This is a genomic window from Prevotella melaninogenica, from assembly GCF_003609775.1.
Taxonomy (GTDB): domain Bacteria; phylum Bacteroidota; class Bacteroidia; order Bacteroidales; family Bacteroidaceae; genus Prevotella; species Prevotella melaninogenica_A.
This window is the reverse complement of sequence record NZ_AP018049.1, coordinates 1,408,508-1,426,660: the sequence shown is the minus strand read 5'-3', so window position 1 is coordinate 1,426,660 and position 18,153 is coordinate 1,408,508. Positions and strand designations below refer to the sequence as shown.

General features: G+C 41.6%; 17 protein-coding genes. 14 read left to right on the top strand and 3 right to left on the bottom strand.

What is annotated here, in order from left to right; translation table 11 throughout:
* Positions 1-186 precede the first annotated feature (186 nt).
* From PMEL_RS05800 to PMEL_RS05775, 6 genes are all read left to right on the top strand, one after another.
* The gene (locus PMEL_RS05800; RefSeq protein ID WP_120174378.1) at positions 187-705 is read left to right on the top strand and encodes a YceD family protein; all 519 of its coding nucleotides are present in this window, start codon (positions 187-189) and stop codon (positions 703-705) included.
* Positions 706-726: 21 nt separating this feature from the next.
* Positions 727-912, top strand: a complete 186-nt coding sequence (gene rpmF, locus PMEL_RS05795) for a 50S ribosomal protein L32 (RefSeq protein WP_120174377.1) — start codon at positions 727-729, stop codon at positions 910-912.
* Positions 913-914: 2 nt separating this feature from the next.
* The gene (locus PMEL_RS05790) at positions 915-1,934 is read left to right on the top strand and encodes a beta-ketoacyl-ACP synthase III (RefSeq protein ID WP_120174376.1); all 1,020 of its coding nucleotides are present in this window, start codon (positions 915-917) and stop codon (positions 1,932-1,934) included.
* 187 nt (positions 1,935-2,121) lie between these two features.
* Positions 2,122-3,003, top strand: coding sequence for a GTPase Era (gene era, locus PMEL_RS05785; protein ID WP_120174375.1), 882 nt, complete (start codon positions 2,122-2,124; stop codon positions 3,001-3,003).
* 313 nt (positions 3,004-3,316) lie between these two features.
* Positions 3,317-4,630: a ribosome biogenesis GTPase Der gene (gene der / locus PMEL_RS05780; RefSeq protein WP_120174374.1), complete on the top strand. Its 1,314-nt coding sequence runs from the start codon at positions 3,317-3,319 to the stop codon at positions 4,628-4,630.
* A 29-nt stretch (positions 4,631-4,659) separates the two neighbouring features.
* Positions 4,660-5,049: a hypothetical protein gene (locus PMEL_RS05775; protein ID WP_120174654.1), complete on the top strand. Its 390-nt coding sequence runs from the start codon at positions 4,660-4,662 to the stop codon at positions 5,047-5,049.
* A 264-nt stretch (positions 5,050-5,313) separates the two neighbouring features.
* On the opposite strand, the gene PMEL_RS05770 is transcribed toward PMEL_RS05775, so the two are convergent.
* Together PMEL_RS05770 and PMEL_RS05765 are read right to left on the bottom strand one after the other, a co-directional pair.
* Positions 5,314-6,081 (bottom strand): ABC transporter ATP-binding protein, encoded by a 768-nt coding sequence (locus PMEL_RS05770; protein ID WP_120174373.1) that lies wholly within the window; start codon positions 6,079-6,081, stop codon positions 5,314-5,316.
* Between the two features lie 146 nt (positions 6,082-6,227).
* Positions 6,228-6,974, bottom strand: coding sequence for an MlaE family ABC transporter permease (locus tag PMEL_RS05765; RefSeq protein WP_120174372.1), 747 nt, complete (start codon positions 6,972-6,974; stop codon positions 6,228-6,230).
* A 576-nt stretch (positions 6,975-7,550) separates the two neighbouring features.
* Here PMEL_RS05765 and PMEL_RS05760 point away from each other — a divergent pair.
* From PMEL_RS05760 to PMEL_RS05725, 8 genes are all read left to right on the top strand, one after another.
* Positions 7,551-8,897 (top strand): hypothetical protein, encoded by a 1,347-nt coding sequence (locus PMEL_RS05760; protein WP_120174371.1) that lies wholly within the window; start codon positions 7,551-7,553, stop codon positions 8,895-8,897.
* Positions 8,898-9,131: 234 nt separating this feature from the next.
* A complete protein-coding gene (gene lptB, locus PMEL_RS05755) occupies positions 9,132-9,986 on the top strand; it encodes an LPS export ABC transporter ATP-binding protein (RefSeq protein ID WP_120174653.1) in 855 nt (284 codons plus the stop codon).
* 486 nt (positions 9,987-10,472) lie between these two features.
* A complete protein-coding gene (gene tig / locus PMEL_RS05750; protein WP_120174652.1) occupies positions 10,473-11,837 on the top strand; it encodes a trigger factor in 1,365 nt (454 codons plus the stop codon).
* A gap of 177 nt (positions 11,838-12,014) precedes the next feature.
* Positions 12,015-12,707: an ATP-dependent Clp endopeptidase proteolytic subunit ClpP gene (clpP, locus tag PMEL_RS05745; RefSeq protein ID WP_120174370.1), complete on the top strand. Its 693-nt coding sequence runs from the start codon at positions 12,015-12,017 to the stop codon at positions 12,705-12,707.
* 9 nt (positions 12,708-12,716) lie between these two features.
* Entirely contained in the window at positions 12,717-13,955 is a 1,239-nt protein-coding gene (gene clpX, locus PMEL_RS05740; protein ID WP_120174369.1) for an ATP-dependent Clp protease ATP-binding subunit ClpX, read from the top strand.
* A 101-nt stretch (positions 13,956-14,056) separates the two neighbouring features.
* Positions 14,057-16,240 (top strand): DNA helicase RecQ, encoded by a 2,184-nt coding sequence (recQ, locus tag PMEL_RS05735; protein WP_120174368.1) that lies wholly within the window; start codon positions 14,057-14,059, stop codon positions 16,238-16,240.
* A gap of 225 nt (positions 16,241-16,465) precedes the next feature.
* Positions 16,466-16,816 carry a type II toxin-antitoxin system RelE/ParE family toxin gene (locus PMEL_RS05730; protein WP_120174367.1) on the top strand — a complete coding sequence of 117 codons (351 nt, stop codon included), beginning with the start codon at positions 16,466-16,468 and terminating at the stop codon, positions 16,814-16,816.
* A gap of 3 nt (positions 16,817-16,819) precedes the next feature.
* Complete coding sequence (locus tag PMEL_RS05725) at positions 16,820-17,131, top strand: helix-turn-helix domain-containing protein (RefSeq protein ID WP_025838526.1); 312 nt, start codon at positions 16,820-16,822, stop codon at positions 17,129-17,131.
* A gap of 422 nt (positions 17,132-17,553) precedes the next feature.
* Here the strand turns inward: PMEL_RS05725 and PMEL_RS05720 are convergent, their stop codons facing one another.
* Positions 17,554-18,042 carry a Dps family protein gene (locus PMEL_RS05720; RefSeq protein ID WP_120174651.1) on the bottom strand — a complete coding sequence of 163 codons (489 nt, stop codon included), beginning with the start codon at positions 18,040-18,042 and terminating at the stop codon, positions 17,554-17,556.
* Between the last annotated feature and the right edge of the window lie 111 nt (positions 18,043-18,153).

Genomic DNA, 18,153 nt, shown 5'->3' with positions numbered 1-18,153 from the left:
AATGTTGTTTATATGTTTGAGACATTTAGAAAACGCTTTAATCTTCTAATGATAATACATAGCAAGACTTCATTTCATATTGTGTAGAATAAACAGAGTATAAATCGTTAATATTGGATGTTCTTACTTTTTTTACTTATAATTTGCTTATAATCAGAAAAATATTCGTAACTTTGCAACCCAATTATGGACTTAGAAACCCTTAAAATAGACTTGAAGGGTCTGGAAGAAGGTGTTAATCACCTTGAGTTCGACCTGGATGACGCTTACTTTAAGGCAGTTGACGCTCCTGAAGTGAGTCAAGGACGTGTGCATGTATCTCTTGATATTGTGCGCACGGGAAATGATATTTTTACCCTTGACATTCATGAAACAGGTACGGTAATGGTTCCGTGCGACGTATGTCTTGATCCTATGGAGCAGTCAATCGAGACCACACAGCGTCTCGATGTTAAGTTTGGAACAGAAAACTCAGAAGAGGACGACCTTGTGACGGTGGCCGAGGACGAAGGAATACTCGATGTTACATGGTACCTCTACGAATTCATAGCTCTCGCAATCCCTATCAAGCATGTGCATGCACCTGGAAAATGCAACCCTGCTATGGTACGAGCTCTTGAGGAGTATTCTGCCGCCCGAAGCGGTGAGGAAGACGAGCAGGCAATGGATCCGCGCTGGGAAGCTCTATTAAAATTGAAAAAATAAAATATTAAAGTTTAAAGAATTATGGCACATCCAAAAAGAAGACAGTCAAAGACTCGTACACTCAAGAGAAGAACTCACGATAAGGCAGTAGCTCCTACATTGGCATTATGCCCTAACTGTGGTGCTTACTATGTTTATCACACAGTTTGCTCAACTTGTGGTTACTATCGTGGTAAGGTTGCTGTCGTAAAGGAAACAGCTGAATAAGCATGAGTAACATTAATGCGATTATAACAGGTGTCGCAGGTTACGTGCCTGACTATGTCCTCAATAATGAGGAATTGTCTCGCATGGTTGATACTAATGATGAGTGGATTACTACTCGTACTGGTATCAAGGAGCGCCGAATCCTGACCGAAGAGGGACTCGGTACATCCTATATGGCCCGCAAGGCAGCAAAGCTTCTGTTAGCAAAGACAGGTGCTGATTCAGACAGTATTGATGCTGTTGTTGTTGCCACAACGACCCCTGACTATCCGCATCCTTCTACAGCTTCTATCGTTTTAGGAAAGCTGGGATTGAAGAATGCCTTCGCATTTGACTTAGCTGGTGCATGTTGTGGCTTCATGTATGCGCTCGATGTAGCCTGCAATATGATCCAAAGTGGTCGTCACAAGCGTATTATTGTTATCGGTGCTGATAAGATGTCAGCTATTACCGATTATCGTGATCGCGCTACATGTCCACTTTTCGGTGATGGTGCAGGTGCTGTGATGTTAGAGGGTACAACCGAGGAAGGCGTTGGTATGATTGATTCTTATCATCGCACAGACGGTAAGGGACTTCCATTCCTCCATATTAAGGCTGGTGGTTCTGTTTGTCCTTCTTCAAGCTTTACAATTGATCATCGTTTGCATTACACCTACCAAGAGGGGCGTACCGTCTTCCGTTATGCTGTTACAGCAATGGGTGAAGATTGTGCAACACTTTTGGAGCGCAATGGCTTAACACAAGATGATATTGACTATGTAGTTTGTCATCAGGCAAACCTTCGTATCATCGAGGCGGTTGCAAAGCGCATTGGAGTTCCAATGGAGAAGGTATTGGTAAACATTCAGCGTTATGGTAATACCAGCGCCGCTTGTATGCCGCTTGTTCTTTGGGATTTCGAGTCACAACTAAAGAAGGGTGATAATATTATTTTCACCGGCTTTGGTGCAGGTTTCGTTAATGGCGCATCTTACTTTAAGTGGGCTTATGACGGTGACTCTGCAGCAGTTAAGAAATAAAGACTCTAAGTTATCATACACAAAAACGCATCTTTCTTTTCTTATAAGATAGGTGCGTTTTTTTGTTACAGAGATTAGGAGAGCGGTAAGGATGACATCTGCTTACATTCGTTTCTCTAATTATAATTATAATAGAACTTTTTAAACGTTCCTTTCTTTGGAAGGAAATAGTGGGTGAATAGATAATATGCATAAAGCTGGATTTGTAAATATCGTTGGTAATCCGAATGTCGGAAAGAGTACGCTGATGAATCAACTTGTCGGCGAGAAACTCAGTATTGCCACGTTTAAGGCACAGACAACGCGTCATCGTATCATGGGAATTGTCAATACAGAGGATACCCAGATTGTATTTTCAGACACACCAGGTGTACTGAAGCCAAACTATAAGATGCAAGAGATGATGCTCCAGTTCTCTGAGTCTGCCTTGGCAGATGCCGATATCTTACTTTATGTGACAGACGTTATCGAAGATCCAGAGAAGAATATGGACTTCTTAGAGAAGGTTTCTAAGATGTCAATTCCTGTTATTCTTTTGATTAATAAGATTGACGAGAGCGACCAGAAGAAGCTTGGCGATCTTGTTATGAAGTGGCATGGACTGTTACCTAATGCAGAGATACTCCCTATTTCGGCTAAGAATAAGTTTGGAGTAGACATTCTTTTGAAGCGTGTTCACGAACTATTGCCAGAAAGTCCAGCTTTCTTTGATAAGGATCAGTTGACAGATAAGCCAGCAAAGTTCTTTGTGTCAGAGATTATCCGTGAGAAGATACTGCGCTATTATGATAAGGAAATCCCTTATTCTGTTGAGGTTGTTGTAGAACGTTTCAAAGAGGATGACCGTCAGATTCATATCAATGCAGTCATTTATGTGGAGCGTAGCAGCCAGAAGGGAATCATTATTGGCCATCAGGGTATGGCACTCAAGAAGGTGTCTACCGAAGCACGTAAGAGTTTGGAACGTTTCTTTGATAAGAAGATATTTCTTGAGACTTTTGTGAAAGTAGATAAGGACTGGCGCAATTCACAGAAAGAATTGAAACATTTCGGGTATAGTCCAGAGTAAAGGGGGGATCTCTCCCAGCTCCTCCAAAGGAGGAGAGAGCCTAATGGGATAGGCTGGGGAGATATTTTATTTGCTTTATTGGGCCAATAAGGCTAATATGGCTCATTGGGCTAATGCAAAGCTAATAGCTCCCTTATTAATAAAAACAAATCACCCTGACTGCTTAGTAGGGTACACTCTCGCACAAAGCGAGGGCTGGGGAATGGTCATCCTCGGCAAATATTCATCGGATGCCTGACCACATCTGGCGCCTTTTCATAATTGATTAAACAGTTTTAGTGCTGAATTATGAGGAGGGGAAAGACCAATATAAATGGCAAATGTAGTAGCTATTGTGGGACGCCCAAACGTAGGTAAGTCCACACTTTTCAATCGATTAACTCAAACACGTCATGCAATTGTGAGCGATACTGCTGGTACAACACGTGACCGTCAGTATGGTAAGTGTCAGTGGAACGGACGCGAATTTTCTGTTGTTGACACTGGTGGATGGGTTGTTAAATCAGACGATATTTTTGAAGATGCAATCCGCAAGCAGGTGCTTGTGGCAACGGAAGAGGCAGATCTCGTTCTCTTTGTTGTTGATACCGAGACAGGTATTACCGATTGGGATGAGGATGTAGCAATGATTCTTCGTCGCACGAAACTCCCAGTACTCCTTGTTGCTAATAAGGTTGACAATAGCGGAGAATATTATCAAGCAGCTGAGTTCTATAAACTTGGTCTGGGTGAGCCTATCTGTATCAGTGCTGCCACTGGTGGTGGAACAGGTGATTTACTTGATATTCTACTTGAGAATTTGAAAGATGTGCCAGACGAAATCGTTGAACAGGATATCCCTCGCTTTGCTGTTGTAGGTCGTCCTAACGCAGGTAAGTCAAGTATTATCAATGCTTTCATAGGTGAGGACCGTAATATAGTTACCGAGATTGCTGGTACAACTCGTGATAGTATCTATACACGTTATACGAAGTTTGGCTTTGATTTCTATCTTGTTGATACTGCCGGTATTCGTCGCAAGAACAAGGTGAGTGAAGACTTGGAGTTCTATAGCGTTATGCGTTCTATCCGAAGTATTGAGAACTCTGATGTTTGTATTCTTATGTTGGATGCAACACGTGGTATCGAGTCGCAGGATATGAATATCTTCCAGCTCATACAGCGTAACAATAAGAGTCTTGTTGTCGTTGTGAACAAGTGGGATTTGGTTGAAGACAAGAACCAAAAGGTTATCGATACCTTTGAGAATGCTATTCGTAAGCGTATGGCTCCGTTCGTTGACTTCCCAATCATCTTTGCTTCAGCACTGACAAAGCAGCGTATTTTCAAAGTTTTGGAAACAGCAAAAGAGGTATATCAAAACCGTACAATACATATCGGTACAACGAAGTTGAATGAGGTAATGCTTCCTATCATTGAGGCAACACCACCACAGTCAGTGAAGGGTAAATATATCAAGATTAAGTATTGCTCACAGCTTCCAAACACACAGATTCCTTCTTTCGTATTCTATGCGAACCTGCCACAGTATGTTAAGGAGCAGTATCGTCGTTTCTTGGAGAACAAGATACGTGAGAACTGGAACCTGCATGGTTGTCCAATCAACGTGTTTATTCGTCAGAAGTAGTCGTAGGGGTTGTGCCTATGAAGAAAATAATGTTTCCTCTTCTTATCGCTTTGCCATTTTTATTGGTGGCTTGCAGTAAGAAAAAGGAGGTAGATCAAGGAGAGTTGGCTGGTCGTGCAGCCAAACTCTACTACGAGCAACTATTGAAAGGTCAGTATGATGCCTTCTTAGGAGGTGAAAATCGTTCAGAGAAGTTGCCTGATAGTTATAGAAAGCAACTCTTGACGAACCTCCGTCAGTTTGTTGAACAGCAGAAGACAGAGCATAACGGAATTGATTCTGTATCTTTCGTATCATCTGTTTTCTCTGAAAAGGATAGTACTGTCAGTGCTTTTCTGCTGTTTCATTATGGCGATAAGACAACCGAGCAGGTTGTTGTTCCAATGCTAAAGAAGCAGGGAGTGTGGATGATGAGATAACACATCATTCTCAGTTGCTCCTTTCTTTACTATCTTCAATCATTGTGCTGATGCTCCGCACGTGTTGTGTTGATGCTCCGCACCAATGGTGCTAAGTACTGATAACATAACAATATGCTCTTGTAAAAAGTCCTCCCGCTTATTAGTTTCGTCCTAAAAGAGGTTGAAACAAATAAGCGGGAGGACTTTTCTATTAAGTAAGATAGTGTTGGAGAAGTGCTATCAAAGCCTTTTCTTCATAACTTATAGGGAAAGGCAGGCTGTTTAGAGTGCACCACTATTCTCTATCCTCTTTACCTTCTTGAAGAGTTCAGAAGCAAAGACAAGGTCGTTTAGCTTCTCATTATCCGATGTAATGACAGAGTTTTTATCACCTTGCCACTCCTTCCTTCCGTCTGCAATGAAGACAATATTCTCACCAATTCCCAATACGGAGTTCATATCATGAGTATTGATGATGGTTGTCATATTGAATTCTCGCGTGATACTTGTTAAGAGTTCGTCAATGACCAGTGAGGTTTTTGGGTCGAGTCCAGAGTTAGGCTCATCACAGAAAAGATACTTTGGGTTCATAACGATAGCTCTTGCAATAGCTACACGCTTCTGCATACCACCAGAAATCTCCCCAGGGAACTTTTGTTCAGACCCTGTCAGGTTTACACGTTCAATACATTCCATTGCTCTTTTGTCACGTTCCTGTGCGGTCATGTCTGAGAACATGTCCAAAGGGAAACGTACATTTTCCAGAACAGTGAGTGAATCGAAGAGGGCAGCTCCTTGGAAAATCATACCCATCTCGCGGCGCATGAGAATCTGGTCTTTCTTTGTCATGTTGACAAAGTTACGTCCGTCATAAAGTACTTCGCCCTTAGTAGGGTCGAGAAGACCAGTGAGCGAACGCATCAGAACAGTCTTACCTGCACCACTCTGTCCGATGATGAGGTTTGTTTTTCCGTCTTCAAAAACGGTGTTTATATCCTTCAGCACTTCCTTGTCGCCGAATGATTTGAATAGATGTTTTACTTCAATCATAGAGCCTCCCCCGACCCCTCCGGAAGGAGGGGAGCCCAATCTGCTTACTTGTGGGGGAAGATGGGCTTATTAATTAGTTTGTATTAACTTTCAAGAGTTGATTTATTCTCTCTCATCTCCCCTCCTTTGGAGGGGTTGGGGGAGGTTTAACTCAATATCTGTGTGAGGAAAACGTCGCTGAAGAGAATCAGTACGCTTGAACAGACTACTGCGTCAGTAGATGCCTTGCCGACCTCAACACTTCCGCCCTTCACGGTGTAACCCATATAGGATGATACACTTGAAATGATAAAGGCAAAGAAGAATCCCTTAATGATACTCATCCACATAAACCATGGATTGAAATCATGTTGCAAACCAGCGGTCAAATCTACAGGTGTAATGATATGTCCGATGTAGGCTGTGGCGTATGCTCCAATGATACCTGTTGCGGCAGAGAAGATAACAAGGAATGGCATGATTGTGATGAGTCCTAATACCTTTGGTAGGATAAGGTAGCTGGCAGAGTTGATACCCATAATCTCTAAAGCGTCAATCTGCTGTGTTACACGCATGGTTCCTAACTCTGATGCAATGTTTGAGCCTACTTTACCTGATAGAATCAAACACATAATACTGCTGGAGAACTCCAAAAGCATAATCTCTCGTGTTACATAACCCGACACCCAATGTGGCATCCAAGGACTCTGCACGTTGAGTTTAATTTGTATACATATAACTGCTCCAATAAAGAAAGAGATAAGTAACACGATGCCGATTGAGTCTACACCCAACTGGGACATCTCCTTAACATATCGCTTTAGGAACATTCTCATTCGCTCAGGACGACTGAATGAACGTCCCATCAATATCAGATAATTACCGAATGTTGTCAGCCATTTGAATAAAAGCATGTTCTTTCTATTTGATGTTCAAAATGCAAAATTAACCAAAATATCACAGAAAGAGAAAAGAAAGACATTAATTAATAAAATCTTTCTCATTTCTGCTATGGTGAATGGTCAGCTATGGACGATAGATTGCTGATTTCTCGATGTCTACAGCTTATCTTTTTGTTTTTGACAGAGGTGTTGTTCCTGTACAGTGCAGCCTTCCAGGCTTTGCTTGTCAGCCTTCCAGCTTTCCTGTTCTTTGTTATTCTGATAGAGATTTGGTGTGAATCGGCATAATCCGACTGTTATTCTGCAAGTGTCAGGCTGGTTATTTCTTGCAAAAATAAAATATAACGGACGGTTGTAGGCGGATATAATATAAATCTTTAATGTTTGTTGTTGATTTGATAGCTTTTTATTTGTGTAAGTTTCAGGATTTTATTAATATTGCAGTCAAATCACTTAATGTGTAATATTATGATGAAATTCTGCAGTCTGGAGGAAAGCTGGAGAAACTGGAGTCGTTTGTTAACATTCAATATATAATTTAAATAACTTCTTTCCCTGTACAAGGGGAAGTCTAACTTACAAAAGCGTATGATGAAAAAACTACTCGTTTCGGCTTTGTTTCTAAGCTATGTGACAATGGTATCAGCTCAGACTATTCCAAATGAGCGTATTGTTTTAAGTATTGCACCGAATGCCACTGACGTATCTTTTGCCGTCCGTACGGATGCCAATGCCCCTCTGGTCTGCAATTTCGGAGCAAATGAGGCTGTCAAGACTTACACTGCGGCAACAGATGGCAACCTGACGATGGTCGAATACACCTTTGTGCATCCCTCAACAAGTGAGAGAACCATAGAGGTAGCGGCTGACAAACTGGTGACTTTGCGTATCGTGCAGAAGAAGCAGGTCAACGGCGTGTTGGAGGTAAAGTCTGATGTATTGAAGAACCTGAATGTCGATTATGTTGACTTGCAGAAGCATAACAAGGTAGACGTGGCGCAGTGTCCTAACCTGGAAGTACTCACGCTGACCTTTACAGGTGTAGAGGAAATCGTTCTGCCAAAGAGTGATATGATGAAGTCTGTGCAGGCTTCTCCTACACTTCTGGGACAGGGCTCACTGAAGAAGGTGAACAACTGGGACGCACCGAACCTGTCACAGATTGGTTTCGTGGGTGCCTCAATTGACACGTTGGACGTAAGAAACAACACGCGCCTGACCTCGCTTGTGTGCTCCTTGCCTGCAAAGAACAAGGGCCTCCGTGGTATTAAGGGTGCTAAGATGCTGAAGGAACTGACGATGCTTGACGTCCGTGGCAATGCACTTGCCTTTGATCAGATACCCGATCGTTACGTTGTAGATGCACCGCTGGAGGATTTTAGGTATTCATCACAGGGTTCTTACCTCGTCCCGAAGAGTAAGGTCAGCGGTCTGACAGTTGACCTGTCCGACCTCTTCCTCAGCCGTGGTATCTCAACAGCACGTGAGAGGACGGAATTCGTATGGAAATATAAGGCGAGTGAAACAGCGAGCTATCAGAACGTTCCTGCTGCTCTTATGACAAGTGAGTCGGGAAAGTTTACCTTTGATGCCAGCCTTTCTGAGGACAACATTGTACGTGTCTACTGTACGATGACCAACGGTGGCTATCCAGGCATTGGTGTGAAAGGCAAGAACACTATCAGCACTTATATGATTAAGCTGGAAAAGAATCCTACTGGTATTTCAACGGTGAAGGACAACGCATCTATATTCGGTGTTTCTGCTACAGAGACAGGCTGCCGCATTGATACATCTACACCTCAGAGGGCAACGGTCTACAGCTTTGACGGCAAGACGGTCTGGACGGGTCAGGTTCCTGCTACGGTAGAGCTGGAACGTGGTGTGTATGTTGTACGTTCAGAATCAGGTGATTATGTGAAAGTGAAGCGATAAATTGACGGCTACAATTGCCTCTTAGATAAATACAGACAGCAGGATGGGGTGTCATCCTGCTGTTTTCGTTTAATGATATTTTCGTGTCTTTGCAGAGTATTTAGTCTCTTACTGACAGCTATCTGCTTTTTATTTCGTAAATTTGCAGCGATAGTGGAAATGAAAACAGGCGAGGACAGAAGAGAATGTCAGAGCCTTTTCTCCTTCTATGTGGTTTCTGTAAAGATTATCATTATGCCAGAATTGGAAAAAGAGAAAGATAACGCAGAGTTAGATAATATTGTTGTGCGCCCAGAAGGCGAGGGAAGTATTCTTCGTACAGAGAAACTGGTGAAGCGATACGGAAAGCGTACCGTTGCCAATGGTGTGAGCATCAATGTGAAGCAGGGTGAGATTGTGGGACTGCTCGGACCAAATGGTGCGGGAAAGACCACGTCGTTCTATATGACAACGGGATTGGTTGTTCCAAATGAAGGACATGTGTATATTGATGATCAGGAGATTACCAATTTCCCTGTATATAAACGTGCTCGTGCTGGTATTGGCTATCTCCCACAGGAGGCGAGTGTCTTTCGTAAGATGAGTGTGGAAGATAATATCATGAGCGTCTTGGAGATGACAAAGCTATCAAAGCAGGAACGTATCGATAAGATGGAGAGTCTGATTCGCGAATTCCGATTGGAAAAGGTGCGTAAGAACCTCGGTGATCGTCTTTCTGGAGGTGAGCGTCGTCGTTGTGAGATTGCTCGTTGTTTGGCTATTGACCCAAAGTTTATCATGCTTGATGAGCCTTTTGCAGGTGTCGACCCTATCGCCGTTGAGGATATTCAGCACATTGTTTGGCGATTGAAGTTCCGTAATATTGGTATTCTTATTACCGATCACAATGTACATGAGACGTTGAATATTACCGATCGCGCCTATCTTCTTTTTGAGGGTCGAATCCTCTTCAAAGGAACCCCAGAGGAGTTGGCAGCCAATAAGATAGTGAAGGAGAAATATCTCGGTACAGACTTCGTTCTTCAGAAGAAAGACTTCCAATTGCTCGACCAGCGTAAACGTGCGCAGGAAGAGGCGAATGGTTTATAAGAGAAATATATCCTCTCTTTTAGATAGGCTATATTAGCCGTCAGAAAGGCGCAAAGATAAAGCATTCTTTGCGCCTTTGTTTATGCAAGCGTAAGTAAGTTGAGAATTATTTTCATGAAGAAAAATAATTATTTTCATGAAAAGAAATATTTTTCTTCACGACCATAAATATTTTTTTTTCATGAAAATAATTCGACAACAAAGCCTTTTCTTTTTTCAAAGAAAGCTGAAAATAAAAAGCTGCATACAGTAAAACTCAATATAAGAGTTGGTTGTAAGAAGCTTTGTTGGTTAAATAATAAAACCAATTATAGCCTTCCGTAGCCAATTATCTTGGTTAAAAAAACAAATTTCCACTTATATATTATAAGGTTATGCGATTTTTTAAGTATCTTTGCACTTCAAAGTCTGTAGGGGGTAATTGCGCCCTCTTGTGAACTTGTACTTTTGATAAATAATAATAAACATAAATATATAACATCAAAGATGAAAATTTCATTTGAGAATCCCGACAAAGTGAATGGCTTGATGACCATCACCGTTGAGGAAGCTGATTACAAGGATGAGGTAGAGAAAACTCTCAAGGATTATCGCAAGCGTGCCAACGTTCCTGGTTTCCGTCAGGGTCAGGTGCCTATGGGTCTGATTAAGCGTCAGTATGGTCCACAGGTAAAGATGGATGCTATTAATAAGATTCTTGGTGAGAACCTCCAGAAATATATTGCTGATAACAAGATTCAGATGTTGGGTCAGCCAATGGGTTCTGAGTCTCAGGAGGCAGTAGACTTGGAGAAGCCAGCTCCTTACGAGTTCAAGTTTGATATTGCTATCGCTCCAGAGTTTAAGATTGAGTTGAATGGCAAGAACAAGATTGACTACTACGAGATTGCTGTTGATGACAAGTTGATTGATCAGCAGGTAGAGATGTTCCAGAGCCGTTCAGGTCATTATGAAAAGGCTGAGGTGTTCGATCCAGAGCAGCGCGATATGTTGAAGGGTGACCTCCGTGAGTTGGATGAGAATGGAAATACACTCGAGGGTGGTATCACCGTTGAGGGCGCATCATTGATGCCACAGTACATCAAGGTTGAGGATCAGAAGAAGCTCTTCGATGGTGCTAAGCTTGGTGATATCATTATCTTTAACCCAACAGCAGCTTATCCTGATAACGATATCGAGGTTTCTTCGCTCTTGAAGATTAAGAAGGAGGAGGTTGCTGAGCATAAGGGTAACTTCTCTTATCAGATTACAGAGATTTCACGCTTCGTTAAGGCTGAGAATAATGCTGAACTTTGGAAGAGCGTTTATGGTGAGGATGCTGATATCAAGGATGAAGCAGCTTTCCGTAAGGCAATTGCTGATGGCTTGGCAGAGCAGTTGAAGGGTGATTCTAACTACAAGTTTATTCAGGACCTCCGTGCTTACTGCGAGAAGAAGGTTGGTGATTTGACTTTCCCTGATGCTATCTTGAAGCGTATTATGTTGGCTAACAACCCAGATAAGGGTGAGGAGTTTGTAGAGAAGAACTACGCACAGAGCATCAAGGAATTGACATGGCACCTGATTAAGGAGCAGTTGGCTAAGGATCATGGTATCAAGGTTGATGATAACGATGTTCGTGAGAGCGCTCGTCAGATGGCACGTGCACAGTTTGCTCAGTATGGTATGACTAACGTACCAGAGGATTACTTGAATGGTTATGCTGATGAGATGCTGAAGAAGCGTGAGAATGTTGATTCATTCGTTGAGGCAGCTCTCGATCGTAAGCTTGCTGAGGCTATCAAGGAGGTTGTTAAATTGAACGTAAAGACAGTAAGTCTTGAGGAATTCAACAAACTTGTAAGCGAGTAATATTTTTAGAAAAATCTTCCTTTATATATAGAGGTTATCGATTTTTTTGCTTATCTTTGCTTTAGATATGCAGGCGAATGTCGCTCTGAGTGGCATGGTGTTTGTATAGATGACAATGATAAGGGAGGTCGATAACCTCTATTTTTTGTCATATATAAATTATAAGAAAGGAAAACAATGAACGATTTTAGAAGGTATGCTACAGGGCATCTTGGGATGAATGGTATGGTGCTTGATGACGTAATGAGAGCACAGGCACAGTATCTTAACCCATATATCCTTGAGGAGCGTCAGCTGAATGTGACTCAGATGGATGTCTTCTCACGTTTGATGATGGAGAGAATCATCTTCCTCGGTACTCAGGTGGATGACTATTCAGCCAATACAATTCAGGCACAGCTGCTTTACTTGGATTCTGTTGACCCAGGTAAGGATATATCTATTTATATTAACTCTCCTGGTGGAAGTGTTACTGCGGGCTTAGGTATCTATGATACTATGCAATTTATCTCCAGTGACGTTGCTACACTCTGTACAGGTATGGCTGCATCTATGGCTGCCGTTTTGCTTGTTGCAGGTAAGGAGGGTAAGCGTTCTGCCTTGAAGCATAGTCGTGTGATGATTCATCAGCCATTAGGTGGAGTACAGGGTCAGGCGTCTGATATTGAGATTGAGGCACGCGAGATTCAGAAGTTCAAGAAAGAACTCTATAACATCATCAGCGAACATTCTCATCAACCATTCGAAAAGGTTTGGAATGACAGTGATCGTAACTACTGGATGACTTCAGAAGAGGCTAAGGAGTACGGTATGATTGATGAGGTTTTGATGAGAAAACCAGTAAATAACGCTTCGGAAGAAGTAAAGTAAAGGATAATAATGCCCCAAAAGAAATGTAGTTTTTGTGGTCGGGGTGAGAAGGAAGTAAAACTCCTTATCACAGGCTTAAACGGCTATATCTGTGAGGAATGTGCACAGCAGGCTTATAATATCGTCATGCAGACAGGTGCATTGGCGCAGGATCAGAGTGGCGACGGTGAGGCTTTCAAACTCAAGAAGGTTCCTAAACCAAAGGAAATTAAGCAGTATCTTGATGAATATATCATTGGTCAGGATGAGGCGAAACGCTATCTTGCTGTGGCTGTTTATAACCATTATAAGCGTTTACAACAGCCAAAGGACGATGATGGTGTAGAGATTGAGAAGAGTAATATCATCATGGTTGGCTCTACGGGTACGGGTAAGACATTGCTTGCTCGCACCATAGCTAAACTCCTTGATGTGCCTTTCACGATTGTTGATGCAACCGTATTCACAGAAGCTGGATACGTAGGTGAGGACGTTGAGAGTATTCTCTCACGCCTTTTGCAGGTTGCTAATTATGACGTTCCTGCTGCTGAGCGTGGTATTGTCTTTATCGATGAGATTGATAAGATTGCGCGTAAGAGCGATAATCCAAGCATCACCCGTGATGTAAGCGGTGAGGGTGTACAGCAGGGCTTGCTGAAACTCTTAGAGGGAACAATGGTTAACGTACCGCCAAAGGGTGGTCGTAAGCATCCTGATCAGGATTACATCCACGTTGATACTCGTAACATTCTCTTTATTTGCGGTGGTGCATTTGATGGTATTGAGCGTAAGATAGCACAGCGAATGAATACACACACGGTTGGTTACAACTCTGTGCAGAACGTTGCGAAGATAGATAAGAACGACTTGATGAAGTATGTTCTTCCTCAAGACTTGAAGTCATTTGGTCTTATTCCTGAGATTATTGGACGTTTGCCAGTGCTTACCTATCTTAATCCGCTTGACCGTGAGGCATTGCGTAAGATTCTTGTTGAGCCAAAGAACTCTATCGTGAAGCAGTATATTAAGTTGTTTAAGATGGATGGTATTGAGCTAACTTTTACCGAAGCAGCACTTGATTATATCGTAGACAAGGGTGTAGAGTATAAGCTTGGAGCCCGTGGATTACGTTCTATCGTTGAGGCTGTGATGATGGATGCTATGTTCGACGTACCATCACGACGCATAAAGTCATTTGAAGTGACGGAAGAATACGTTCGTCAACAACTTGATAAGGCTCATATTCAGAAATCGAATACAGCCTCATAAAACCTATATATACAGCCTACTGATGTGAAGATAGTTTTGCGTCAGTAGGCTGTGTTATTTCTACAGAACCGTAAAGGATTGGAATATACCCAGCTATTAACATGACACAAGAAGTCAATCTTACCGAAAAACTAAAACATTACTTTGGCTTTGACAAGTTCAAAGGCGACCAGGAGGCTATTATCCGTAATCTTCTTGACGGACATGATACTTTCGTACTGATGCCAACGGGGGGTGGAAAGAGTCTTTGCTATCAACTTCCTTCATTGATTATGGAGGGAACGGCTATTGTCGTTTCTCCGCTTATTGCATTGATGAAGAACCAAGTGGACGTTATCAATGGAATCAGCGAGGAGGATGGTGTAGCACACTATCTTAACTCTTCTTTGAAGAAAGCCGAAATCGATCAAGTACGTGCAGACATTGTTTCTGGTCGTACAAAACTACTCTATGTTGCTCCAGAGTCCTTGAACAAGGAAGAGAATATGGAGTTCTTGAAGTCAGTGAAGATCAGTTTCTACGCTATTGATGAGGCACATTGTATCTCTGAGTGGGGACATGATTTCCGACCAGAGTATCGTAAGATTCGTTGTGCTATTGAAACGATTGGTACTGCTCCTGTAATTGCTTTGACTGCAACGGCTACCGATAAGGTGCGTACGGACATTGTACGTAGCTTAGGCATTGAGGATTGTGCCGAGTTCAAAAGCTCTTTCAACCGTCCGAACCTTTATTATGAGGTACGTCCGAAGAAGGGAGATGACGATACAAACAAGCAAATCATCAAGTTTATTAAGCAGCATACAGGTAAGAGTGGTATTATCTATTGTCTTTCACGTAAGAAGGTGGAAGAGTTGGCGGCTATCTTACAAGCTAATGATATTAAGGCTGCTCCTTATCATGCAGGACTTGATTCCGAAACACGCTCAAAGACACAGGACGACTTCCTCATGGAAGAGTTAGATATCATTGTGGCAACGATAGCCTTTGGTATGGGTATTGACAAGCCAGATGTACGCTTTGTTATACATTATGATATTCCGAAGAGTCTTGAAGGTTATTATCAAGAGACTGGACGAGCTGGACGTGATGGCGAGGAAGGTATCTGTGTTGTGTTCTATTCTAAAAAAGACCTCAATAAGCTGGAGAAGTTTATGGAGGGAAAGCCTGTTGCAGAACAAGATATCGGTCGTCAATTGTTACAAGAAACAGAAGCTTATGCAGAGTCATCTGTCTGTCGTCGAAAGATGTTGTTGCATTACTTTGGCGAAGACTATCCAAAGTGCAGCTGCGCTATGTGTGACAACTGTCTACATCCAAAGACGAAGATAGAAGGTCAGAAACAACTCCTTATTGTTCTTAATGCTGTGAAGACCCTGAAGGAGAACTTCCGTCAGGAGTATGTTATCGACTTTGTACGAGGCAGAGCTACTGACGATCAGAAAGACCATAAGCATGATGAGTTAGACGAATTCGGAGAAGGTGAGGATGAGAATCCAAAGATTTGGAATCCAGTTGTGCGTCAGGCACTCTTAGCTGGTTATCTTAAGAAAGATGTAGAGAACTACGGCTTATTAAAACTAACCGCTGCTGGTAAGCGATTCTTGAAGTCGCCAGAGTCATTCATGATAGTTATGGATACCGAATTTAAGGATGAGGATGAGGATGATGAGCCTATGATGGGTACGGCAGTCCTTGACCCAGAACTCTTCTCTATGTTGAAGAATCTTCGTAAAAAGATTGCTCGCAAGTTAGAGATACCTCCTTACGTTATCTTCCAAGATGTTTCTTTGGAACAAATGGCGATGATGTATCCTATCAACGAACAAGAACTACAAAATATTCAAGGCGTTGGTGCTGGTAAGGCAAAGCGTTATGGAAAGGAGTTCTGTGAACTGATTAAGCAGCATTGTGAGGAAAATAATATTGAACGACCAGAAGAGCTGCGCGTCAGAACAGTTGCAAAGAAGTCGATGCAGAAGGTAAAGATTATCCAGAGTATCGACAGAAAACTTCCGCTTGATGACATCGCTACAGCTGAAGGACTTGACTTTGATGACCTGCTGACAAAGATAGAAGAGATTGTTTATAGTGGAACAAAACTCAACATCGACTATTTCCTTGATGAGGTGTATGATGAGGACCAGATAGACGATATCTACGACTACTTTATGGATAGCGAGACTGATAGTCTTGATGCTGCAATGGAAGAATTAGATAGCGACTATAGCGAAGAGGAAATTCGTCTTGTGCGTATCAAGTTCTTGTCAGAGATGGCTAACTAATACAATACATCATTATTAATGGGTGTATAGCTCTTTATCTGTAGGGATACACGGTTTGTGTATCCCTACATCATATAACAGAAAATCTTTTAACCTATAATCTGAATACAAAGCTCTGAGTCTTAATCTATTTATTGTTAACCGTAACTCCTTTATAAATCTTAATAATGTAATTAATTTATTCCATTTATTTGGATATATGTAATTTATTTGTTACCTTTGCTTATGGATAAAGTTGTAAGAGAAGTCATCTACTCATCAGAGTATGAAGCCTATTATGCAGGCTTAGATTCAAAAACTAAAGAGAAATACGATTATGTGGAGCATATTATCAAGACACAAGATGTCGTAAAGAAGAATTATGTGAAGCATTTAGAGAATACAGACCTTTATGAGGCACGTATTTCCTTGGGTAGTAATGAGTATCGCACAATTCTGTTTGCGGTGAATGCTCCCAGTTTTATGCAAGCAACAAAGATCTTGTATCTTAATTCTTTTTTGAAGAAAGATACGAAACAATATAAACGTGAGATAAGCAAGGCTTATAGATTGTTGGAAAATTATATGGAGGAATAAGTTATGATAAAGTTAGATGAAAATAAGTTAGCAAAGTTACGTACATCTTCTGAACGCTTAACAGAGAAATATGGAGAACCTGGATCACCTGAACGTGAAGAGTTTGAAGCACGTGCTAAGGCCTATTATTACGCTGAATTGTTGAAGGAACAACGCAAGCAGCAGAAGATGACCCAGCAACAGTTGGCTGATAAGATAGGTAAGAAACGAGAGTATATCTCAAATATTGAGCGTGGAAACAGTGATATGCAGCTTTCTACTTTTATGCAAATTGCGAATGCTTTAGGACTTCGTTTTGCCTTGGTGGTAGGGTAGTTACGCTGGTGAAAAGGCGTAAATTGACTTCGTTTCGGCAATATATTACAAGGTGTTTAGCACTCAGCACTAATGGTGTTTACCAACAGCACGATGTGTGCGGAGCGTCAGCACGATGTGTGCGGAGCAATAATATGTTATCAGAAGGTAGGAATATAGAACGCTAATGGTTAGTATAAAGAATATATTAAGACGATGATGGCAAACTAACATGGGATATATTTGTAAGAAAGTTCTTAAAATTTTTTTTTTGTTTACCATGTAGCTAAATCAAGAAAGAGACTGAATCAGAAAGTGGTCAGTGGTTAATGAAGAGTGGTACGAGTTTAGTCAATTCTTCAAATAAGCCTTCTGACAAATGCCTATGGTGTGCATTTCTACTTCTGATTCAGCCTCTTGGCTATTTATTCAATGTTTTTGTATTATTCAGCACAATTCTGTGAGCTAACAGCAACGAGCATCCAAACAGTCTTTTCCTGCTCTTTGAGGAAGTCGCTTACCAATGAAACGGTTGTGTCATCATTTGCGTCAGAGGCAACTTCGATGATTCTACGCTCACGAGCAATCAGTGTCTTGTAGTAATTGAGAAGCAGGTCAACAGCCTCTTTGCTGCAACTAACAACCCCAGCTTCTTTGATTTCTGAAGTTTGCAGATATACGCTGAAACGACTCTCAGGAGTACTACCCAACTGAAGGATACGTTCTGCTATCTCATCAACCTTCTCTGCAGCATCGTTGTAAAGTTCCTCATACTTGCTATGCAATACAAAGAAACCATGTCCCTTCACGTTCCAGTGGAAATTACGGAGGTTGCTGTAGAATACCTGAAAATCTGCCAGCAAAACTGAAAGTTCATTTACTACGTTTTCTACTTTCTTTTCATTTAATCCTAATACTTCTAATCTTTTCATCTTGAATATATTTTTAAATTGTTGTTTCTTGTTTTCGTTTGCAAAGTTAGTGAGTTTATCAAACAGCCACAACAGATAAATTCTATTAACTCATTGATATAATCTATATGT

Excerpts from the sequence above, each read along its gene's own strand:
- era (WP_120174375.1), top strand. The coding sequence starts at position 2,122 with ATGCATAAAGCTGGATTTGTAAATATCGTTGGTAATCCGAATGTCGGA.
- PMEL_RS05730 (WP_120174367.1), top strand. The coding sequence starts at position 16,466 with ATGGATAAAGTTGTAAGAGAAGTCATCTACTCATCAGAGTATGAAGCC.
- PMEL_RS05720 (WP_120174651.1), bottom strand. The coding sequence starts at position 18,042 with ATGAAAAGATTAGAAGTATTAGGATTAAATGAAAAGAAAGTAGAAAAC.
- PMEL_RS05775 (WP_120174654.1), top strand. The coding sequence starts at position 4,660 with ATGTTTCCTCTTCTTATCGCTTTGCCATTTTTATTGGTGGCTTGCAGT.
- PMEL_RS05725 (WP_025838526.1), top strand. The coding sequence starts at position 16,820 with ATGATAAAGTTAGATGAAAATAAGTTAGCAAAGTTACGTACATCTTCT.
- recQ (WP_120174368.1), top strand. The coding sequence starts at position 14,057 with ATGACACAAGAAGTCAATCTTACCGAAAAACTAAAACATTACTTTGGC.
- PMEL_RS05770 (WP_120174373.1), bottom strand. The coding sequence starts at position 6,081 with ATGATTGAAGTAAAACATCTATTCAAATCATTCGGCGACAAGGAAGTG.
- PMEL_RS05800 (WP_120174378.1), top strand. The coding sequence starts at position 187 with ATGGACTTAGAAACCCTTAAAATAGACTTGAAGGGTCTGGAAGAAGGT.
- rpmF (WP_120174377.1), top strand. The coding sequence starts at position 727 with ATGGCACATCCAAAAAGAAGACAGTCAAAGACTCGTACACTCAAGAGA.
- PMEL_RS05765 (WP_120174372.1), bottom strand. The coding sequence starts at position 6,974 with ATGCTTTTATTCAAATGGCTGACAACATTCGGTAATTATCTGATATTG.
- clpX (WP_120174369.1), top strand. The coding sequence starts at position 12,717 with ATGCCCCAAAAGAAATGTAGTTTTTGTGGTCGGGGTGAGAAGGAAGTA.
- lptB (WP_120174653.1), top strand. The coding sequence starts at position 9,132 with ATGCCAGAATTGGAAAAAGAGAAAGATAACGCAGAGTTAGATAATATT.
- PMEL_RS05760 (WP_120174371.1), top strand. The coding sequence starts at position 7,551 with ATGATGAAAAAACTACTCGTTTCGGCTTTGTTTCTAAGCTATGTGACA.
- der (WP_120174374.1), top strand. The coding sequence starts at position 3,317 with ATGGCAAATGTAGTAGCTATTGTGGGACGCCCAAACGTAGGTAAGTCC.
- clpP (WP_120174370.1), top strand. The coding sequence starts at position 12,015 with ATGAACGATTTTAGAAGGTATGCTACAGGGCATCTTGGGATGAATGGT.
- tig (WP_120174652.1), top strand. The coding sequence starts at position 10,473 with ATGAAAATTTCATTTGAGAATCCCGACAAAGTGAATGGCTTGATGACC.
- PMEL_RS05790 (WP_120174376.1), top strand. The coding sequence starts at position 915 with ATGAGTAACATTAATGCGATTATAACAGGTGTCGCAGGTTACGTGCCT.